The organism is Pantoea sp. LMR881 (assembly GCF_027157825.1).
Lineage (GTDB): Bacteria > Pseudomonadota > Gammaproteobacteria > Enterobacterales > Enterobacteriaceae > Pantoea > Pantoea haifensis.
This window is the reverse complement of the sequence record NZ_JAPVOK010000002.1, coordinates 2976529-2995068: the sequence shown is the minus strand read 5'-3', so window position 1 is coordinate 2995068 and position 18540 is coordinate 2976529. Positions and strand designations below refer to the sequence as shown.

The following is an 18540-nucleotide window of genomic DNA, read 5'->3' as shown; positions in this document are numbered from 1 at the left end:
ATTACTGAAGGAATAATTTTATCCAGGCCGCGCAAAAAAGAGCGCGGTTACGCTTCCCGCTGATGCTGATTTCAGGCAGCCAGCAGGCTGCCTGAAAAAGCACTTACGCCAGTAACGCTTTGGCTTTTGCCACAACGTTATCAACGGTAAAACCAAAGACTTCGAACAGTTTCTCAGCCGGTGCTGACTCGCCGAAGCTGGTCATGCCGATGATTGCGCCATTCAGACCGGTATATTTGAACCAGTAATCAGCGATGCCCGCTTCGATTGCTACGCGCGCGCTAACGGCTTTCGGCAGCACAGATTCGCGATATTCGTCGCTCTGCTTGTCGAATGCATCGGTAGATGGCATAGAAACCACGCGCACTTTACGGCCTTCGCTGGAGAGCTTGTCGTACGCCGCAACGGCCAGTTCAACTTCTGAACCGGTCGCGATCAGGATCACTTCAGGCGTCCCTTCGCACGCTTTCAGTACGTAACCGCCACGCGCCACGTTTGCCAGCTGCTCTGCGGTACGGTCCTGCTGTGCCAGGTTCTGACGCGAGAAGATCAGCGCGCTTGGGCCATCTTTACGCTCGATGGCATATTTCCATGCCACCGCCGATTCAACCTGGTCACATGGACGCCACAGGCTCATGTTTGGCGTGGTACGCAGGCTCGCCATCTGCTCAACAGGCTGGTGAGTCGGACCATCTTCACCCAGGCCGATCGAGTCGTGAGTGTAAACCATGATCTGGCGGATCTTCATCAGTGCCGCCATACGCGCCGCGTTACGGGCATATTCAACGAACATCAGGAAGGTTGCAGTGTACGGCAGGAAACCGCCGTGCAGCGCAATGCCGTTGGCGATAGCGGTCATACCGAATTCGCGCACGCCGTAATGGATGTAGTTACCGGCAGTGTCTTCGTTGATTGGCTTAGAGCCAGACCAGATGGTCAGGTTGCTCGGGGCCAGGTCAGCGGAACCGCCCAGGTATTCTGGCAGGATTTTACCAAAGGCTTCGATAGCGTTCTGAGAAGCTTTACGGCTGGCGATTTTCGCCGGATTCGCCTGCAGCTGTTCAATAAATTTCTGTGACGCTTCCTGCCAGTTAGCAGGCAGTTCGTTGCTCACGCGACGCTTAAATTCCGCGGCCAGTTCTGGGTGCTCTTTTGCATAAGCGGCAAACTTCTCGTTCCATGCCGCTTCTTTCGCCTGGCCCGCTTCTTTAGCATCCCACTCAGCATAGATTTCTGACGGGATAACAAATGGCGCGTGTTCCCAGCCCAGCTGTTTGCGCGTCAGTGCAACTTCATCATCACCCAGCGGTGCGCCGTGTGAATCATGCGTACCCGCTTTGTTCGGTGAACCGAAACCGATAACGGTTTTGCACATCAGCAGTGAAGGTTTGTCGCTTACCGCTTTTGCTTCTTCGATGGCTTTCGCAATCGCCCCGGCATCATGACCATCAACGCCGCGTACAACGTGCCAGCCATAAGATTCGAAGCGTTTTGCGGTGTCGTCGGTGAACCAGCCATCAATGTGACCGTCAATTGAGATACCGTTGTCATCATAGAACGCCACCAGTTTGCCCAGCTTCAGCGTACCGGCCAGCGAGCAGACTTCGTGTGAAATGCCTTCCATCATGCAGCCGTCGCCCATGAAGACATAGGTGTTGTGGTCTACGATTTCATGGCCCGGACGGTTGAACTGTGCAGCGAGCGTGCGCTCAGCAATGGCGAAGCCAACGGCATTCGCGATGCCCTGACCCAGCGGGCCAGTTGTGGTTTCAACACCAGCGGTATAGCCATATTCCGGGTGACCTGGAGTTTTAGAATGCAGCTGGCGGAAGTTCTGCAGCTCGCTCATTGGCAGATCGTAGCCAGTGAGATGCAGCAGGCTGTAAATCAGCATAGAGCCGTGGCCGTTAGACAGAATGAAGCGGTCGCGATCGGCCCACTGCGGATTGGTTGGATTATGATTCAGGTAGCCGCGCCACAGCACTTCAGCGATGTCCGCCATGCCCATTGGGGCACCCGGATGTCCCGATTTGGCTTTTTGTACTGCGTCCATACTTAACGCACGAATGGCGTTGGCAAGCTCTTTACGAGAGGGCATTTTCTACTCCAGGTCGGATTAATGCTTCGCCTGTTAACTCATTGTAATTAATGGTTTATCCGGCAAAGCAAGGAAAAAGTTGCACATCAATGTACATGAAACCCAGGGCAAAAGTACATGTTGAAAATGGCTAAATCTCTCCGCTTCGTCTGGCTTTTTCGGCAATGTCTGCTAGCCAGGTTGAATGCAGCACGTTATAACTGCAACGATTAGACATCTGGCAATTTTACAGGTGTTTGTTTTTCTTACCTTGTTACGAATGGAATGATGGAATGAAACTCCAAAAAACTGTATTAGCGTTGGGACTGACAGCACTGTTAAGCGGCTGTGCAGGATTGGACAACAATGCACTGCTGCAATCTGGCGCTCAGGCGTATCAGGCTTATACCTTAAGTGACGATCAGGTTAAGCAGCTCAGCGACCAGTCGTGTGAGCAGATGGATAAAGAGAACAAGATTGCGCCAGCCAGCAGTGAATATCAGCAGCGGCTGAATAAGATTGCGGCCGCGCTGGGCGACAATATTAATGGCGTGCCGGCTAACTATAAGGTTTATGAAACCAAGGATGTTAATGCCTGGGCAATGGCGAATGGCTGTATCCGCGTGTACAGCGGCCTGATGGACATGATGGATGATAATGAAGTTGAAGGTGTGCTGGGCCATGAAATGGGCCACGTCGCACTGGGCCATACGCGCAAAGCGATGCAGGTGGCGTTTGCCACTACCGCCGCGCGCACCGCAGCAGCCTCTGTTGGTGGCGTGCTCGGTTCGCTATCGCAGTCGCAGTTGGGTGAAATGGGTGAGAAATTAGTGAATGCGCAATTCTCGCAAACTCAGGAATCGCAGGCAGATGATTACTCCTACGATCTGCTGAAAAAACGCGGTATTAACCCAACAGGCCTGGCAACCAGCTTTGAGAAACTGGCGAAGCTAGAAGAAGGCCGCCAAAGCTCGATGTTTGATTCGCACCCGGATTCAGAAGCGCGTGCGCAACATATTCGCGATCGCATTGCGAAAGACGGGAAATAAATCAGCTCATTCTGGCCTTCCCCGGCTTGCGGGAGAAGGCCAGAGTGAGGCCAGCAAACTTCAAACTATTTCTTAAACAGCTGATCCACCATCGAACCCAGATCTAACTGATTCGCATGCAGGGACTTCTCATCCATTTGGCCGTGCGGTGACATCTTATCAATCAACAGCGGCAACAGCGCCGCCAGCGTACCGGACGCACCGTTCACATCCGTGCCCAGCTTATCCGCCAGCGACTGCAACTCGCCTTGGCCAAATGCAGACTGAATTTCATTGCTGCCAACGGGCTGATTATTGCCCGTACCAATCCATGAACCCAGTACCTCGCCCAGCCCGCCTTGCTGGAACTTATGCAGCAGCACTTCGATACCGCCCTGCTCCTGCACCCAGTGCCAGATAGCCTGCAACTGACCAGGCTGATTGCCCTGCCCCTGGCCGTTGCCCAGCGATCCTACCAGTTCATCAAGAAAGCCCATCATTACCTCCGAAAAAACACTCTCGTCAGTAAAGCTTAGTGCTTGCTGAGTGGCTCTGGAACACGATTAGTCCTTATTTGCCGCCTGAACGTGCAGCATATCCAGTGCCAGCGTCGCCGCTGCCAGCGCCGTCAGATCGGCGTGATCGTAACCTGGCGCCACTTCAACCAGATCCATGCCAACGATATTCATACCTTGCAAACCGCGAATCAGCTTGGTGGCTTTATCGGTGGTCAAACCGCCAATAACCGGCGTTCCGGTGCCTGGCGCATGCGCGGGATCCAGACAGTCGATGTCAAAGGTCAGATAAACCGGTAGATCACCAACGGTGCGTTTCACTTCCGCCAGGATATCATCCACGCTACGGTCGTTGACCTGCGCAGCATCCAGCACGTTAAAACCGAGACTCTTATCAAATTCGGTACGAATACCAATCTGTACTGAGTGCTGTGGATCGATTAATCCCTCTTTCGGTGCGGTAAAGAACATGGTGCCGTGATCGAAGGTTGGGCCGTTTGAATAGGTGTCGGTGTGTGCATCGAAATGCACCAGCGCCATTTTGCCAAAATGCTTCGCATGGGCGCGCAGCAGTGGCAGCGTGACGTAATGGTCGCCGCCAAAGGTCATCATGCGCTTGCCGTTCGCCAGCAGCTTCTCAGCATGCGCCTGTAACTTATCAGAGAGATCCTGCGAATCGCCAAAGGCATAAACCAGATCGCCGCAATCAACGACTTTCAGACGCTGACGCAAATCGAAATTCCATGGCCAGCGGCACCCTTCCCACGCCAGGTTTGTAGAGATTTGACGAATGGCGCCCGGTCCAAGACGGCTCCCCGGACGACCCGATGTGGCGGCATCAAAAGGCACACCGGTAATGACCCATTCTGCATCACTGTCGTATGGCTGGAAATTGATCGGGAAGCGCATGAAACCAAAGGCGTTCGAAACCAGAGAGTTGTCGTACTGATTGCCCAGGGTGTTATACATATTTCGTCCTCTATATATCCGTGAGTCGGGCCTGGCCCGCATGTCAGTAAAAGGTATAGATGAAAAAAATCCCCTCCGCGTCGTTAAGCCCGACGAGGAAGGGATTTTAGGGTATGACTAAACTGGCGCGATTATCGCGGAGATCGCGGTGTGCTGCAACGGCATTACGTACCTGCCGGTGTAAAAATGCTTTTTGGTTCTGCCTGGCCCTGTTAACAGAAGTGTAAGGAAGATTAATAGTGCCAGCCAAAATTAAAGGTCAGCTATTTCTGACAGTTACATACGGGTACAACGCAATATCAAGGTGTTAGCCGCTAAGTGTGTAGAGTAAACGTATGATAGGCGTTACAGATTAGTAACGATATATTAATAGATGAAAACGGTTAGGAATTGTCTTAAGCGAACTGTAACGTACCCACAAAATAATAAGATATTTCTTACAGACTGACTTGGGTAATCGGCTTCGGCCAAATTAATTAATTGCGCTCCGTAATAGATTTATTCTTCGTAAATAAACGCTTTTTACCTGCGTAATAGTCAGATTGTTAATCTGACTCTGCATTATTGTTGCTGAATAATTCGGCATCTTTCCCCTGTCTGAAGATTTATATCCTCACTCATCCTACATCTGTTTTGTCTGGCGCATTGGTTGCTGTAAAGCCAAGGGCGGTAGCATACAAAAAATCCAACTTCTTTTAGAGTGCAAATGAATGGCCAGAAGTGGTTTAGAAGTTCAACAGGCTGCTATTAAAGCCTTGTTTTTACGAGAAATAAGAACGCGATTTGGTAAGTTTCGCCTTGGCTATTTTTGGGCGATCCCGGAACCTTCTGCGCACTTATTGGTATTATTAGCCATATTCGGTTTTATTATGCATCGCACCATGCCGGATATTTCATTCCCCGTATTTCTGCTTAACGGCATCATTCCATACTTTATTTTTAGTAATATCAGTAATCGTTCAGTAGGCGCAATTGAAGCCAACCAGGGATTGTTTAATTACCGACCTGTAAAACCGATTGATACGATTATCGCGCGTGCTTTACTGGAGACGCTAATTTACGTCGCGGTATACATTGTGCTGATGGTTGTGGTGTGGATGGCTGGCGAAGAGTTTGAGGTTGTTAATCTGTTGCAACTGGTTTGTACCTGGACACTCCTGGTACTGTTCTCTTGTGGCATTGGGTTGATCTTTATGGTGGTAGGAAAAACCTTCGCAGAGACACAGAAGTTTTTACCGATCCTACTGAAACCCCTCTATTTCATCTCGTGCATTATGTTCTCGCTACATTCGATTCCTAAAGATTACTGGCCTTACCTTCTGTGGAACCCGATTGTTCATGCTGTTGAACTAAGCCGCGAAGCTGTCGTACCCGGTTATGTCAGTGAAGGCGTAAGCCTGCAATATCTGGCGTTTTGTACCTTAGCCACTTTATTTGTTGGTCTCGCACTCTATCGCACCCGTGAAGAGGCAATGCTGACCTCATGATTAGAATTGAAAACCTGACGAAGTCATACCGCACGCCAGCAGGCCGCCATTACGTTTTTAAAGATCTGAATATTGAACTGCCGACCGGTAAAAGCGTGGCGCTGGTTGGTCGCAATGGAGCGGGTAAATCGACTTTATTACGTATGATTGGCGGCATTGACCGTCCTGACAGCGGCAACATTATTACGGATAAAACCATTTCCTGGCCAGTCGGCCTTTCCGGTGGATTCCAGGGCAGCCTGACCGGGCGCGAGAACGTCAAGTTTGTTGCGCGCCTGTATGCCAAAAAGGAAGAGTTAAAAGAAAAAGTCGCGTTCGTCGAAGAGTTTGCTGAGTTAGGTAAATATTTCGATATGCCGATTAAAACCTATTCGTCTGGTATGAAATCACGCCTTGGCTTCGGCCTGAGTATGGCGTTTAAGTTTGATTATTACCTGGTCGATGAAGTCACGGCTGTTGGGGACGCGCGATTTAAACAGAAATGTGCTGATTTGTTTAAGGCGAGGCATGCGGAATCAAGTTTTTAATGGTTTCACACAGTTTGAATTCGTTAAAAGAGTTTTGCGACGTGGCGTTATTTGTTGGAAGAAGCAATAATGCTATTTTTTTTTAATAACATTGATGAAGCTATTTTGCAATATAAACTAGAAGAAAAAGTCTAAAAATGGTGAAATAAATGATTACAGCCATTATTCCTATCGATTTAGCAAGAAGACCATTTGACATTATTAATAAAGCAAACCTGATTTCCCAGAGTGCAGAAAAACAGAACATAAAAATAATTTATGGCCATAATGACAGGAACACTATTTTCGATAGGTTATTTAAACAAAAAATATCGAAGAGTAAAGCATCTACTATCAGAACAGTAAAACTGAAAAATACAGCCATAAACACTGCAAAGATGAGAAATATAGCTTTTGATGATATCGACACAGAGTACATGTTATTACTTGATGTAGATATATATCCTGAATTTAGCCTGTATTTTAAGTATTTAAATAAAATGAAAAATGGAGACAAACCATTTTACATTTTCCCTTGCCTATATTTAACACAATATGGCACAAAAAAGCTCGCAAGAAATAAAACAAATGTAGATGAACTTAGCGATCTATTTTTTTCTTTTTCACGGAAGGAATTCTTACATTTAGCAAGCCCGTCTTCAATTACCCTTTTAAAAACAAAAGATTATAAAAAAATAAATGGTTTCAATGAAAATTATGAAGGGCATGGTTTTGAAGATTTCGATTTCCTTTTACGATTGGCAAAGCTTCACAAAATTAATTTTGAACACTCAGATCTAATAGTAAACAGAACCGCACGCTCACCACTTTTTGCATTAGGCTTTAGAAAATATATTGGAGAGTTATGTTTAGACCTCTTACTTGAAAAAGATTTAACGTTTCACATGTTTCACACAAAAGATAATAATCTTAATTACTATTCTAATCGAAACAGTAATTTTGAAAAATTTAGGTTAATTCATGGAAAACACCTTGATCAAGATGCTTATTCTAACCCCGATTTGATTACTTCATTTCTGATTCAATGTTCCAATCGTGGTATTGAAGTGCAAGATTATTCCATTTTATTTGAAAACAAACCTGGTCATATAGATCGTTATGACAGTTTAAGAAAAAAAATAAGGTTCCTATTTAAATGACACTATCTATTTATTCAAAAAAAATAAACAAATTATTGCGAAACCCAAATTTATTTTTCTATGACTACTTTAAGAAAAAAACTTTCGTCAACACATCAAACCAAACGAAAAAAATAATCGATGACGTAGTAACCACTTCCAATATATCAATAGATATAGTTGAAATAAAAAAATCTGGCTTAAATAATTATATTCAGAAAAATTTGAATTGTGGTATTGCTCCAGAAGATGGTTTTGATAAAAACAGCCTACTCGTATGGAGTGGCTATCTAAACGGTCTCATCCACTTTATAAACAATCTAAAGATTTCAATGTCAATGGATTTGACAATTTATACATTAGGCGGTGGATATAATATACAAGTGTCAAGCCAACAAAGTCTAGATGTGAAAACCGTCAGCAACAAACTCTCTACACGTCCAGACTTTGTAATTGAATTAAGTAATCAAGCAAGTGAATTGTATATCCTTCACATTTACTTATACGACATAAGTAATGATGGAATAGCTATTGTTAGATCAAACAGAGCAATAGTTAGAAAATGCCTTGTGGAAGAAGTCGAAAATATTTTTTCACTTCATGATAGTTCCTATAATGAAAATATTGATGCTGTGTATACTTGGGTTAATCAATCTGACCCAAGCTGGCAAAAACTTTGGCTTGAAACTTTCCCGGATCAGATATTTGATCCTGATCGTTTTACAAGTAATGATGAATTGAAGTACTCACTGCGATCCTTAAATAAATATGCCCCTTGGCTTAATAAAATTTATATAGTATCAAATTGCTCAAAACCAGCATGGCTCAATGATTCTAAAAAAATTATTTGGGTCAGCCATGAGGATATCTTCCCCGATAAAGATATGCTGCCCACATTTAATTCTCATGCTATTGAATGCAACCTTCATAATATAAAGGGCCTTTCTGAAAAATTTATATATTTAAATGATGATTTTATACTATCTCAACCTTGTCTTCCTTCTGATTTTTATGACGAAACTGGCCGATCAATTTCTTATTTTGAGCCCTATGGGATGGTTAGCCCTGAAACAAAACAGGCTGTTTTACCCGATTATTTAATCGCAGCTAAAAACTCCAATTTACTATTAAAAGAATCTTTTCCAAAATATAATGCAAGAAATCTTCACCGTCACGTTCCGTATGCTTTGAAAAAAATCAGTTTTAGAGCAAATGGAACATGAATACTCGACAGCATTTAAAACTACCAGATATGCTAAGTTACGTTCTGAAACAGACATCAATGTGACTTCATTTTTTTATCACCATTATTCTTTTGTAAATGGAACATCTGTAAAGTCTGATTTAACTGGAATGATAGTTAGACCTGAAAATATTTCCCATTATTAAATAAAGATTCTTTTAAATACAAAATACTTTGTTTTAATGATGGGAATGGAAGTTCAAACAATGAAGAGTATAAAAATTCCACGCAAAAATTTTTCGAAAAAAGATTAAGTGAAAAATCGCCATGGGAGATTACTAACTTCAACCAAATTAGTCAGGAGTAGTTAATGGCAGTTGATATTTATCTTGATCTTGAAAAATATTTTACTTTTTCACGAGATGATGGCTCTTATTCTCAATCACCAATTAAATTATTAGAAGGTGGTAAAATCTATGGTTATAAAAGTAAAAATGAAGCCTCATGGACTATTATTGATAACTGTATAGCGTTCCTTGATTTTAATGGTACCCCTACGACTATCTTTAAACAGATGTCTATTATTGATGGAAAAAAACATATGCAGGAAGCTATTTAAAACATCCAAAAGCAAATATTACACATTTACTTACTGAAACAGAATATGATTGGGAAAACAGAAAACTACACCATGCCAGAACTAGCGAACATCTCAAATCATATATTAAAAAAATACAACTGGAGCATCGGAAAACATACCTATGGTTCTCCTTTGGTACTTGAACCCAAAATTAATTCATTAAAAATTGGAAAATTTTGTTCAATAGCAGACAATGTTGTTATTATATTAGGTAATCATAGAACAGATCTTATAACTACATTCCCTTTTGCTACATTAAATAAATTTTGGCCTTCACTTAGAGGAGATGAAAATATTCATGACCATGAATCAAAAGGTCCTGTAGTAATTGGTAATGATGTTTGGATTGGGCATGGTGTCAAAATAATGCCTGGGGTAACAATAGGTAACGGAGCTGTAATAGCAGCTGGTAGTATTGTAACGAAAGATGTTGAGCCTTATGCAATCGTAGCAGGTGCTCCGGCTAAACTATTAAAATATCGTTTTGACTATAAAAAGATTAGCGCCTTAGAAAAACTGAAATGGTGGGATTGGAACGACGAAACTATTGATAAATGGTTGACTATAATGCTGACTGATGTGGATAAATTTATTAGCTTAAATAAATAAATATGAGGCACTTGTTGTGCCTCTATAAATTTTATATGCTGAAGTGTTGCGAAATAGCACTTTTAACTTCATCTAAATCGACTTTCCATGTGCTTTGGGTTCTATGCCCTCCCTGAGGGAATTGAGTCGGCTCTCCAAATATATAACCCAGTTGATCTTTCTGTTGACAAATTAATGAGTCAGCAACTACTAACCAGCCTGTTGAACAGATAATTAGCACTTTAGCGTCAGGTGCTGAATAAACTGTATTATGCATTGCAGATCCACCGACCCCAGCGATCAATTTTGCATTTGAGAAAATTTTCACCTGCTCATAAATGCTCAACTCTTGAGGATGGATGATGGTAAAGCCTTTCTGCTTGAATATGTCTTCTAATTCTAGTTCGTTGAGAAGTTCTCGACCTGGTACTTTTGATCTCGATATATAAATCCTTTCTGGACAAGTTAAGTCTGTCATACATGACAATTGATTTTTTAAACGCTCATAGATATTGAACGTAATAGGATCAATAAACTTTCTTCTTTGAACTATTTTTGTCGGGAAAAGTAGTTGCTTTACCTTACATGGCTCAGATAAGGTTATTACTTTATTTAACTTTATATTCAAGGCATTAAAAATAGCTGCATATGACTTATTCATTTTGATCGAAGTTGCTATCTTTAAATCTTTCTCGGATAAAAGATCTTTAGCCCATAATGAAGGAATAACTTCAAGTAAGACATGACCGTACACGTCTGGATGATCAGTATCTGCATGGTAGACTGGAGATTCTATTAGTTTGGCTTCGTGAGTTTCTTCATACTTCTTTGTTATAATATAAGTACCATCGTTTTGATATTTAACTCCTCCATGATGGTGCTTTCTATTCCTCATAAATGTTGAAGGCATAATATTCATTTGCTCATTCAACACCACATGATTTGGATAAATAATTTGGTTGGCGAAAAGCTCTACCCTTTTTTCGGGATAAATGATTTCTACTGGGTATGCTGAGTCAGCCAATGGCATTCTAACTTTCCCATACACTTTTGGTTCAATAAACCTTTCATTCTTTGAAGGCGCAACTTTTATTATTACTTCCTTTTCGGGTTGACCCTCAAAAAAATTAATTTTCTTACTTGATGGAAGCATCATTCAATCCATTACTCCAATTGTTTATTTTCATGCTGGGTCATAGACCCTATCAATTTACTTTCATCTGTAACTTTTATATATTTTATCTTTGGAATAGTTAATTCCCTATAATAAACCGCATTCACCTGCGTATTTTCCAGCAAATACCCGCGAAACTTCTTAAACAGCTTCATATCCGGCTTAAAGTCGGCCTGCCAGAACTGGTGTAAATGCCCTTGATACGTCAGCCCTTTGATGTCGTAAAGGGCATTGCCCATCACCTTTAGCGGCTTGTTGTGAATCAGCGCCGAAATCCCTGCCGTACTGTTGATTGTCACCACTGCCTTCGCATGCGTTAATAATTCCGGCATCGGTAAATCATGCACATAAATTACCCGACGACTCACACCAAAATTTTTGCCCAGTTTCTTAATCAACGGCCCATATAAACGATGACCGCGATCCATCGGATGATGCTTAATCACTAAGAAAGCATCTTTCGGTGCTTTGCGCGAAAAGGAAAAGATCACATCATTAATGTAATCACGTACGTCTTCATACGGGCTGTGATTACGGATCTGGCTGTCGTTATACACCTGCAAGATCGCCAGGTAATAGCGTTGATCGAGACTGGTCTGCAAATGCGTTAATACATTGCGCTGCTTAAACCCATACCACTGCTTGCGCCAGTAAGCACGCACCCAGCACTGCGCCTCATACCACGGCGAAAATGATTTATGATGGCGATAGTTAGCAAACTCATGGCGGTAACGCCAGCCCACCAGATAATACCAGGTTGCGTGCCCGATGCGCTTCATTGCAGAAGGCTTAAGGCTTTCAACTTGCATTGGTTCGGTTTCTGGTAGGCGACGATAGAACTCAGGATCGCGTGGAAGTGATGAGAAGGCATTTACGCCGCCCTCTTCCACGGTAATAAAATGAGGCCGCAAATATCCCTCTTCAAACGCCAGGAAACGCACGCCTTTTGCCTGTGCCCAGCGTTTTGCTGCCTGATGTATTGGTCGACAATCACCAAAACAGAGAATAGTGTCGAAGTCATATTCTTTATGGGTTTCACGTAACCAGGCAGGAAATTCTTTTGGGGTTTTGAGATAAGGCAAATATTTACGCTGGCGACAGTAAAAACGATCGCCACCGTTAAATATTACGTTAACGGCTTCGCGCTCTAATGATTCCAGCCATTGCGCCACATCGTTAAAAAAAGGTCCCATCGGCCCTTGTAATAACAGATATTTCTTTCCAGACAACAGCATTTTTAAGGCGTTACTGTGCATAACCAACCTTCAGGATTATTGTTTTAATTTATCCGGTTCTGTTAACCGAATTTGACTTTAAAAAACATCATTAACTTGCGGTAATAACGCACCATGCGCGCCGCTTTTTTCTTATTAATTAACATCTGTCCACGCGGCGCATGAATAAGCAGCTCTGCTGCCTCTTCTGCCGCAATGGCATCGAGTCGCAATGGATGGATGTAAGTTGGATAAGCAATCAGCGCCTGATAAATCAAATCGGTCAGCATCAAATGGCGGGTGCGGCGTGCACACTCATGCTCATCCTGCGTTAATCCCCAACCGGCATAAAATGGCAGCCCATAACAAAACACTTTTTTGCCATGCAGTAATGCTTCAAAACCAGACAGTGACGTCATGGTGTGAAGCTCGTCAGCAACCTGAATACACTGAATCACATCCGCATCCAGCGCCTGGTAATCAGCCAGCGCCGCAACATCCTGAGCAGATATTTGCCCAGTACGATTTCCTACTAATACATCCGGGTGCGGCTTATAAATGATAAAAGCGTCTGGGTTGCGTTCACGCACGGTACGGAGCAGCGCAAGGTTGGTTTTGATGGAGCGCGTGCCGGTTTCAATCGATGCATCATCCTCAACCTGGCCGGGCACCAGTAATACGCGCTTGCCTTGTGATAGCGCCGGTAAGGTGAAATCTGCGCCCAGGTTGTACTTACTGATTTTGCTTTCAACTAAACGCTTATGCAGTTTTCCGGCCCGGAGTTGCTGCGCCAGCGTTAACTGGCTGTAATTCAGCATCACTTCTAAATCACTGGGACGCGTGGCGTCGTAATAGATGCCGCGCTTATCCAGTACCAGCGAGAGCGGTGGGAGCAGATCGGAACCTAATCCTGACGATCGCAGAAAGCCATCTTCCATACGCCACACCGGCAACTGACGCGACTGGGCGATCTCTTTCCATCGCTTTTCACCGCGCACGCCCCAAACCACGCAGGCAGTCGCTTCACGGCAGCGCCGTGAAAAACTCAGTCGGTTGGCATTAGTACGCAAAAATGGCTTCAGGATGGTTGATTTCCACAGCGTTAATCCCGGTGCCCAAAGGTATCCGTTACGCTGTTGATGATGGCGACGTTGCAGTTGAAGCCAGGCTAATACTTCAAAAATGGTGGCTGGCCTGCCAGACAAAGGATCGATATAGCGGCTGTAACGTAAATAACTTGCTGTAAAAAGCGTATTAAGCGAGGCGTTACCGCGACGCTTAGCAAGCTGTTCAGCTTTCGGATGGCGATCGTCAGTCAATCCCCATCCCGCATACCAGGGCTGACCAAAACAGATTACCGGCTTGCCCGCCATTAAGGCTTCGAAACCATATTGCGATGTCATTACATAGACACGCGAAACGTGGCGCAATAAAGATTGCGGGCTGACGTTATCCGCCATCAAGTGGACACGATGCGTGGATTCCAGCTCTGCGTAATAACCCGCCTTTTTGCCTTGCAGCACATCAGGGTGCACCTTTACCCAAATCATGGCGTTCGGGTTTTCACTGATCGCTGCTTCAAGCATGGCCGCAAAATCATCTGGCCCGGCATTACCATAGGTGACAGACATATCACCGAAGGTTTGATCGACAACTAACACTAAGTTTGAGGGCAAACTCATCCCGGCTTTAAAAGCAGGTGCCTGATTATATTTTGACAGATCCTCAGTAACGATGGTCTGCATCGCCTCTTCTGCCTGAACAGCAAAAGGCAAATTGCCCGCAGTATCTTTAATTAGTCTTTCCAGCGTGCTGGGCTGGTTGGCATCGTAATAGATGCCCTCTTCATCCAGCACCATGGACAGTGGCGGCGCGCCGTTTACCCCTAAATCAAGCGAGCGGATAAATCCATCTTCCAGTCGAAGAATTGGTTTTCCTGCCGCGTTCGCTATTTCTACCGGCTTGCGGGCGCTGGGACGATGTCCCCATACCGCCACTTTATCAATCTCTTCTGGCAAGGGACGTAAGGCCGGGATCTTGCGGCACGGCTGTGCCAGAAAGTTTTCCAGATGCGGAATGCGCCAAATACCTGAAGAGAAGATCCCAATCATGTCTCAATATCCTTAAATAGACAGAATGACTTTCGCGCCAACAGCCAGTTGATACAGAATCGTCGAGATACCACGCGTTACTTCGATGTTCTTCGATTCATACTTCGGCAGCACCATCAACTCGTCGCCTGGGTTCAGGCTGTCCACATCGTCGGCGTTCTCAGCCGCACCGTTCTGACGGATCACAACAATTTTGGCGTTACCCGATTTCTGCGTCAGGCCACCACACTTTTCGATGTAATCTTCCGGGCTGAGGCCTTTCTCCCAGCTCACCGCGTTCGGGAACAGCACTTCGCCGTGCACCATCACCAGCGAGCTCTTCTCTGGAATATTAATCACGTCACCATCTTCCAGCAGTACCGAATCCAGGTTCTGCTCATTCAGGATCACTTCGCCTTTCGGTACTACAGTGCGGGCTTTTGCCACAAAGCGGCTGATCAACTGCGCTTCCTGCATACGCAGGCTCGCTTCTTCTTTAGTTGATGATTGCGCTGAGAGTGAGGCTTCTTCCAGTTTTTGCAGCGACAGATTCAGCATCTCTTTCTGGCGCACCGCCACGCTCTGGCGATAAAGCTGAATCGCTTTTAACTGCGACATGCTGTTAGAACGAATCTGTGCCAGTACCGAACGCATGGTTGAGCCATACGGCAGCACCAGCGCGTGTTCGCCGGAGTGTGCACCTTCAATACGTACCTGAATTGTGCCCGCGTAACGGTCAGAGCTGACAACCAGCGTATCGCCATCCTGCAACATGCGTCCCGCAGCGGTATTCAGCGGGTAGTATTCGCTGCGCTTCATGCTGCCCTGCTGACGGATAATAGTCATGTGCGTGGCACCCGGCTTTGGACGTGCCCAGCTCAACGCTTCCGTAACCGGAATGCTGCTGTTACGAAACTCGAAGTCATAGCTGTTGAACACATCGCCCTGCACGCTAAAGGTATGCTGGCGTGGGCCAACCACGATGGTGTCGCCATCGGCAAACTGTGACAGGCCGAGTTTGCCGTTCAGCAGAAAGTCATACAGGTTGACGCTGGAACGCACGCGGTTGCCGCGTTTCACCACGATATCGACATAGCTGCCGCGATCGGGATCGACACCGCCTGCTTTAATCAGATAGTTAAGCAGCGAGTCAGAGGTCACGCCGCCATACAGCCCTGGATTGCGCACAAAACCGGTCACATAGACTTTTACCGGCTGCGCCTGTAACAGTGAGGCGTAGACATTGACGTTAGCCTGGTAAACCTGCTTCACGCGCGTCGTCACCATGTTGTTCAACTGGCTGTTGCTGATGCCGGCTACTTTCAACGGCCCAACGTTCGGCAGGAAGATGTTGCCTTTAGGATCAACAGTCAGCGCGCCGTCAAAGGTAAACGCGCCCCACAGACGCACCTGAACAGTGTCGCCAAGGCTGATAACGTAGTTTGGGTTAAAGCCAACCGAAGCACCGTTATCAGCACTGTTACCGTTAAATAACTGCGCGCCGAACATGCGGCTCATCACCATGGGTGCGCTGGGCGGTGGCGTATTGTCGAAACCGTCACTGCTTGTCTGGCTGTTCTGCTGCCCGGTAATAAAAGAAGGCAAGGGTGCCGCGCCCGTCAGGTTGGGATCGGCATTTAAATCAATTGCGCTGGCCTGCGTGGCCTGACACACGGCAATGAATAACAAAGACTTCAATAATTTCATAGCAAACTCGTTTTAAGCGTCAGGTCGACGTATCAATCTTTATGATCTTCGATTACGGCCAGCAGCAGTTTTAGCGTGCCAAACAGCAGGCAGCACACCAGTAACCAACAGGCGATCAAATAAGGAACATTCGGGAATGAGGATTCTTGCGGCTGCTGCGGTGAACTGATCACAGACAGCACTTTGAGCTTGCGAGCCGCTTCAACCCGAGTCTTCTCAATAGAAGTGAGTGCTAACTTATAAATATCAGTATCAAACGCGACTTTCGCTTTGATCTCTTCAAAATCTACTGCCATGCGGTTGAGCTTGTGCCCTTCTGGCGCTGTGATTTTGCTTTTTTCATCATCAATTTGGGATTGCAGCGAGGCCACGGCATTTTTTGCACTGATCACCTGCGGCGCATCATCACGCAAGTAGGTCAGCAAGTTACGCAAATCTGCTTCCATCTGGATTTTTTGCCCGACCAGCGTATTCACCAGCGTGCTGGCGGCCAGCGCCTGCGCTTCAGGATCCAGAACATTGTTATGGTTCTGGTAAGCCAGTAATTCCCCTTTGCTTTCATCCAGTCTGGTGCGCGCTTTCTGCATTTCGTTTTCAGCAAAGGTAAGCTGATCGCGGGCAATGCGATGAGAAAGCTCATTAATGAAGCGTTCTGACTCTTTCAACACCGCCTGGTTGAACTGTCTGGCAAATTCAGGCGTAAAGCCCTGAGTCTGAATATCCAGCAAACCGGTTTTATCGTCATAGGCCACGCTAATGCGGCTGCGGTAGTAGTCGAGAAAACGCTCCGCCGTCTCATCCTTAGAGAGATGATTAAAGAAATCGAGACCGCTGTGGCTGAAAGCGTCATGAAAGTTAAGCTGCTTATCCAGCACTGCCAGCATATCGGGCGAGTTGATGTACTCTTTTAAATAGAGGGCATCTTCTGCTGAGCTGGGATTGGAGGCACCGAGCAGCAAACCAACGTTAAGACTGCTGCCGTTGATATCATCGGATCGTTTGATCGCAACTTTGGACTCACTCATGTAGCGCGGTTGGCTGAAAATCACCAGATAGATGAGCAGCAGCGCCATGGGCAACAGAATAATGATCTTACCGAGGTGGTTTTGCAGATCCGCCAGCGACATGTCTGCCAGACTTTTACGCATATTTGCAGCTTTAAACTTCACTTTCTCAATTAACATGCAACTATCATCATTTATTAGGTGCTCATGCCTACAATCATTACGGCTTAAAGCGCGTGACTTTTGACTGCGGATTAACGTTTTATTCAATTAGCTGGAAACGTTATCTTGTTTATTTATTAACAATTGTTTAATAACGGCCTGCCAAATCCCCTATATTGCGCTTTAGCATCAGAAAAATTATCGAATCAACTAAAATAAAACCTTTAACTCCCTGAGTTAATTGAAGATCCCTACCTGCCACCTTACTCTCTGTATAAAAAAACGCCTTCAGGCTTCATAGCTTTTCGATCGGGACACAATCAAATGCCCTCTGTTTGCTCTTTCCTGCATGTGATGTCGCCCCCCTGCGCGGGCTCAATTTTTCTTCTGATCAATAAGCGGAACTGAACGTTAACTTCCTCACCTGTTCTTTTTTTGCGCAAGAACACACTTGTTTTATCGGAAAAAAGACAAAAGAAGAGCGTCCCGTTTACCACAGGATAATTTTTAACAGTATTTCTTGGCGCAGATCGTCAGCTGTTTAATCAACAGCTAACGGGAGGAAGTTTTAGCGAAACCTATGTAACATAGCGTAAGAATTGGCACAAGATGTTTAAGAACATTCTTAGTACATAGTGATATGTTTTTTTACATCAAGCTTCATAACGAAAAATAACATCTCATTAAAATAGATATTTTTCAAATGCTTATATCAAAGTTTATTATCTGACATCACTTTTGTTTCTGTTTTTTTGTACTGAGCAAAAAACACACAAATAAGATGTCATTTAATTTTCTCTGCGGTATCAATAGCAGGCATTTAATTAATCAAAGAAACTAAAAAAAGCGTGCAACATGCCTTAGAAATAATAGGCAAAAAGGCTTACTGACTTTAGCAGAATTCATGATTTCAAAATAAACGTTATTCCAAAATAGAATAATTTATTCTTATGTATGCATGTCACGTTGAAATTTTGTACATCTTTCTTGTGCACAAGAACTCAGATAATGGATTTTGTTTTTTATATCAAAAAGTTAAATAAAGATATTAATTGAT

The 18540-nt window shown here is 44.8% G+C and carries 15 protein-coding genes and 1 pseudogene; 8 read left to right on the top strand and 8 right to left on the bottom strand.

Annotated elements, in window-relative coordinates; translation table 11 throughout:
- Positions 1-103: 103 nt before the first annotated feature.
- Complete coding sequence (gene tkt / locus O3W44_RS15925; RefSeq protein WP_269293816.1) at positions 104-2098, bottom strand: transketolase; 1995 nt, start codon at positions 2096-2098, stop codon at positions 104-106.
- A gap of 272 nt (positions 2099-2370) precedes the next feature.
- Here tkt and O3W44_RS15920 point away from each other — a divergent pair, with 272 nt between their 5' ends.
- The gene (locus tag O3W44_RS15920) at positions 2371-3126 is read left to right on the top strand and encodes a M48 family metallopeptidase (RefSeq protein WP_269293815.1); all 756 of its coding nucleotides are present in this window, start codon (positions 2371-2373) and stop codon (positions 3124-3126) included.
- A 65-nt stretch (positions 3127-3191) separates the two neighbouring features.
- Here the strand turns inward: O3W44_RS15920 and O3W44_RS15915 are convergent, their stop codons facing one another.
- Positions 3192-3605 carry a YidB family protein gene (locus tag O3W44_RS15915; protein WP_269293814.1) on the bottom strand — a complete coding sequence of 138 codons (414 nt, stop codon included), beginning with the start codon at positions 3603-3605 and terminating at the stop codon, positions 3192-3194.
- Between the two features lie 63 nt (positions 3606-3668).
- Positions 3669-4589 (bottom strand): agmatinase, encoded by a 921-nt coding sequence (speB, locus tag O3W44_RS15910; protein WP_269293813.1) that lies wholly within the window; start codon positions 4587-4589, stop codon positions 3669-3671.
- A gap of 710 nt (positions 4590-5299) precedes the next feature.
- Here speB and O3W44_RS15905 point away from each other — a divergent pair.
- The 7 genes and pseudogenes from O3W44_RS15905 (at position 5300) to O3W44_RS15880 (ending at position 10153) form a co-directional block, all read left to right on the top strand.
- Positions 5300-6076: an ABC transporter permease gene (locus tag O3W44_RS15905; RefSeq protein ID WP_269293812.1), complete on the top strand. Its 777-nt coding sequence runs from the start codon at positions 5300-5302 to the stop codon at positions 6074-6076.
- Positions 6073-6738 (top strand): annotated as a pseudogene (locus tag O3W44_RS15900) (ABC transporter ATP-binding protein). The gene O3W44_RS15905 and the pseudogene O3W44_RS15900 overlap by 4 nt, the downstream one beginning before the upstream one ends.
- Before the next feature lie 14 nt (positions 6739-6752).
- Positions 6753-7742: a galactosyltransferase-related protein gene (locus tag O3W44_RS15895; protein WP_269293811.1), complete on the top strand. Its 990-nt coding sequence runs from the start codon at positions 6753-6755 to the stop codon at positions 7740-7742.
- A complete protein-coding gene (locus O3W44_RS15890) occupies positions 7739-8944 on the top strand; it encodes a stealth family protein (RefSeq protein ID WP_269293810.1) in 1206 nt (401 codons plus the stop codon). Before O3W44_RS15895 ends, O3W44_RS15890 begins: the two co-directional genes overlap by 4 nt.
- On the top strand, positions 8934-9110 hold the full coding sequence (locus O3W44_RS25005; RefSeq protein WP_442954643.1) for a hypothetical protein: 177 nt from the start codon (positions 8934-8936) through the stop codon (positions 9108-9110). Before O3W44_RS15890 ends, O3W44_RS25005 begins: the two co-directional genes overlap by 11 nt.
- A gap of 164 nt (positions 9111-9274) precedes the next feature.
- On the top strand, positions 9275-9523 hold the full coding sequence (locus O3W44_RS15885; RefSeq protein ID WP_269293809.1) for a hypothetical protein: 249 nt from the start codon (positions 9275-9277) through the stop codon (positions 9521-9523).
- Positions 9524-9568: 45 nt separating this feature from the next.
- Positions 9569-10153: a CatB-related O-acetyltransferase gene (locus O3W44_RS15880; RefSeq protein ID WP_269293808.1), complete on the top strand. Its 585-nt coding sequence runs from the start codon at positions 9569-9571 to the stop codon at positions 10151-10153.
- A gap of 31 nt (positions 10154-10184) precedes the next feature.
- Here the strand turns inward: O3W44_RS15880 and O3W44_RS15875 are convergent, their stop codons facing one another.
- Genes O3W44_RS15875 through O3W44_RS15855 form a run of 5 tightly spaced genes read right to left on the bottom strand, consistent with a single transcriptional unit; the run spans position 10185 to position 17501 of the window.
- Positions 10185-11288 carry a glycosyltransferase family 61 protein gene (locus O3W44_RS15875; RefSeq protein ID WP_269293807.1) on the bottom strand — a complete coding sequence of 368 codons (1104 nt, stop codon included), beginning with the start codon at positions 11286-11288 and terminating at the stop codon, positions 10185-10187.
- Between the two features lie 8 nt (positions 11289-11296).
- Positions 11297-12562 carry a capsule biosynthesis protein gene (locus tag O3W44_RS15870; RefSeq protein WP_269293806.1) on the bottom strand — a complete coding sequence of 422 codons (1266 nt, stop codon included), beginning with the start codon at positions 12560-12562 and terminating at the stop codon, positions 11297-11299.
- 41 nt (positions 12563-12603) lie between these two features.
- Positions 12604-14631, bottom strand: coding sequence for a capsular polysaccharide biosynthesis protein (locus O3W44_RS15865; protein WP_269293805.1), 2028 nt, complete (start codon positions 14629-14631; stop codon positions 12604-12606).
- Positions 14632-14643: 12 nt separating this feature from the next.
- Positions 14644-16317, bottom strand: coding sequence for a polysaccharide biosynthesis/export family protein (locus tag O3W44_RS15860; RefSeq protein WP_269293804.1), 1674 nt, complete (start codon positions 16315-16317; stop codon positions 14644-14646).
- 32 nt (positions 16318-16349) lie between these two features.
- Complete coding sequence (locus O3W44_RS15855) at positions 16350-17501, bottom strand: capsule biosynthesis protein (protein WP_269293803.1); 1152 nt, start codon at positions 17499-17501, stop codon at positions 16350-16352.
- Positions 17502-18540 lie beyond the last annotated feature (1039 nt).

Bases quoted from the DNA above. Each gene is read 5' to 3' on its own strand.
- O3W44_RS15905 (WP_269293812.1), top strand. From the start codon at position 5,300: ATGGCCAGAAGTGGTTTAGAAGTTCAACAGGCTGCTATTAAAGCCTTG.
- O3W44_RS15885 (WP_269293809.1), top strand. From the start codon at position 9,275: ATGGCAGTTGATATTTATCTTGATCTTGAAAAATATTTTACTTTTTCA.
- O3W44_RS15880 (WP_269293808.1), top strand. From the start codon at position 9,569: ATGATTGGGAAAACAGAAAACTACACCATGCCAGAACTAGCGAACATC.
- O3W44_RS15855 (WP_269293803.1), bottom strand. From the start codon at position 17,501: ATGTTAATTGAGAAAGTGAAGTTTAAAGCTGCAAATATGCGTAAAAGT.
- O3W44_RS15895 (WP_269293811.1), top strand. From the start codon at position 6,753: ATGATTACAGCCATTATTCCTATCGATTTAGCAAGAAGACCATTTGAC.
- O3W44_RS15875 (WP_269293807.1), bottom strand. From the start codon at position 11,288: ATGATGCTTCCATCAAGTAAGAAAATTAATTTTTTTGAGGGTCAACCC.
- O3W44_RS15920 (WP_269293815.1), top strand. From the start codon at position 2,371: ATGAAACTCCAAAAAACTGTATTAGCGTTGGGACTGACAGCACTGTTA.
- tkt (WP_269293816.1), bottom strand. From the start codon at position 2,098: ATGCCCTCTCGTAAAGAGCTTGCCAACGCCATTCGTGCGTTAAGTATG.
- O3W44_RS15915 (WP_269293814.1), bottom strand. From the start codon at position 3,605: ATGATGGGCTTTCTTGATGAACTGGTAGGATCGCTGGGCAACGGCCAG.
- O3W44_RS25005 (WP_442954643.1), top strand. From the start codon at position 8,934: ATGGAACATGAATACTCGACAGCATTTAAAACTACCAGATATGCTAAG.
- O3W44_RS15870 (WP_269293806.1), bottom strand. From the start codon at position 12,562: ATGCACAGTAACGCCTTAAAAATGCTGTTGTCTGGAAAGAAATATCTG.
- O3W44_RS15890 (WP_269293810.1), top strand. From the start codon at position 7,739: ATGACACTATCTATTTATTCAAAAAAAATAAACAAATTATTGCGAAAC.
- O3W44_RS15860 (WP_269293804.1), bottom strand. From the start codon at position 16,317: ATGAAATTATTGAAGTCTTTGTTATTCATTGCCGTGTGTCAGGCCACG.
- O3W44_RS15865 (WP_269293805.1), bottom strand. From the start codon at position 14,631: ATGATTGGGATCTTCTCTTCAGGTATTTGGCGCATTCCGCATCTGGAA.
- speB (WP_269293813.1), bottom strand. From the start codon at position 4,589: ATGTATAACACCCTGGGCAATCAGTACGACAACTCTCTGGTTTCGAAC.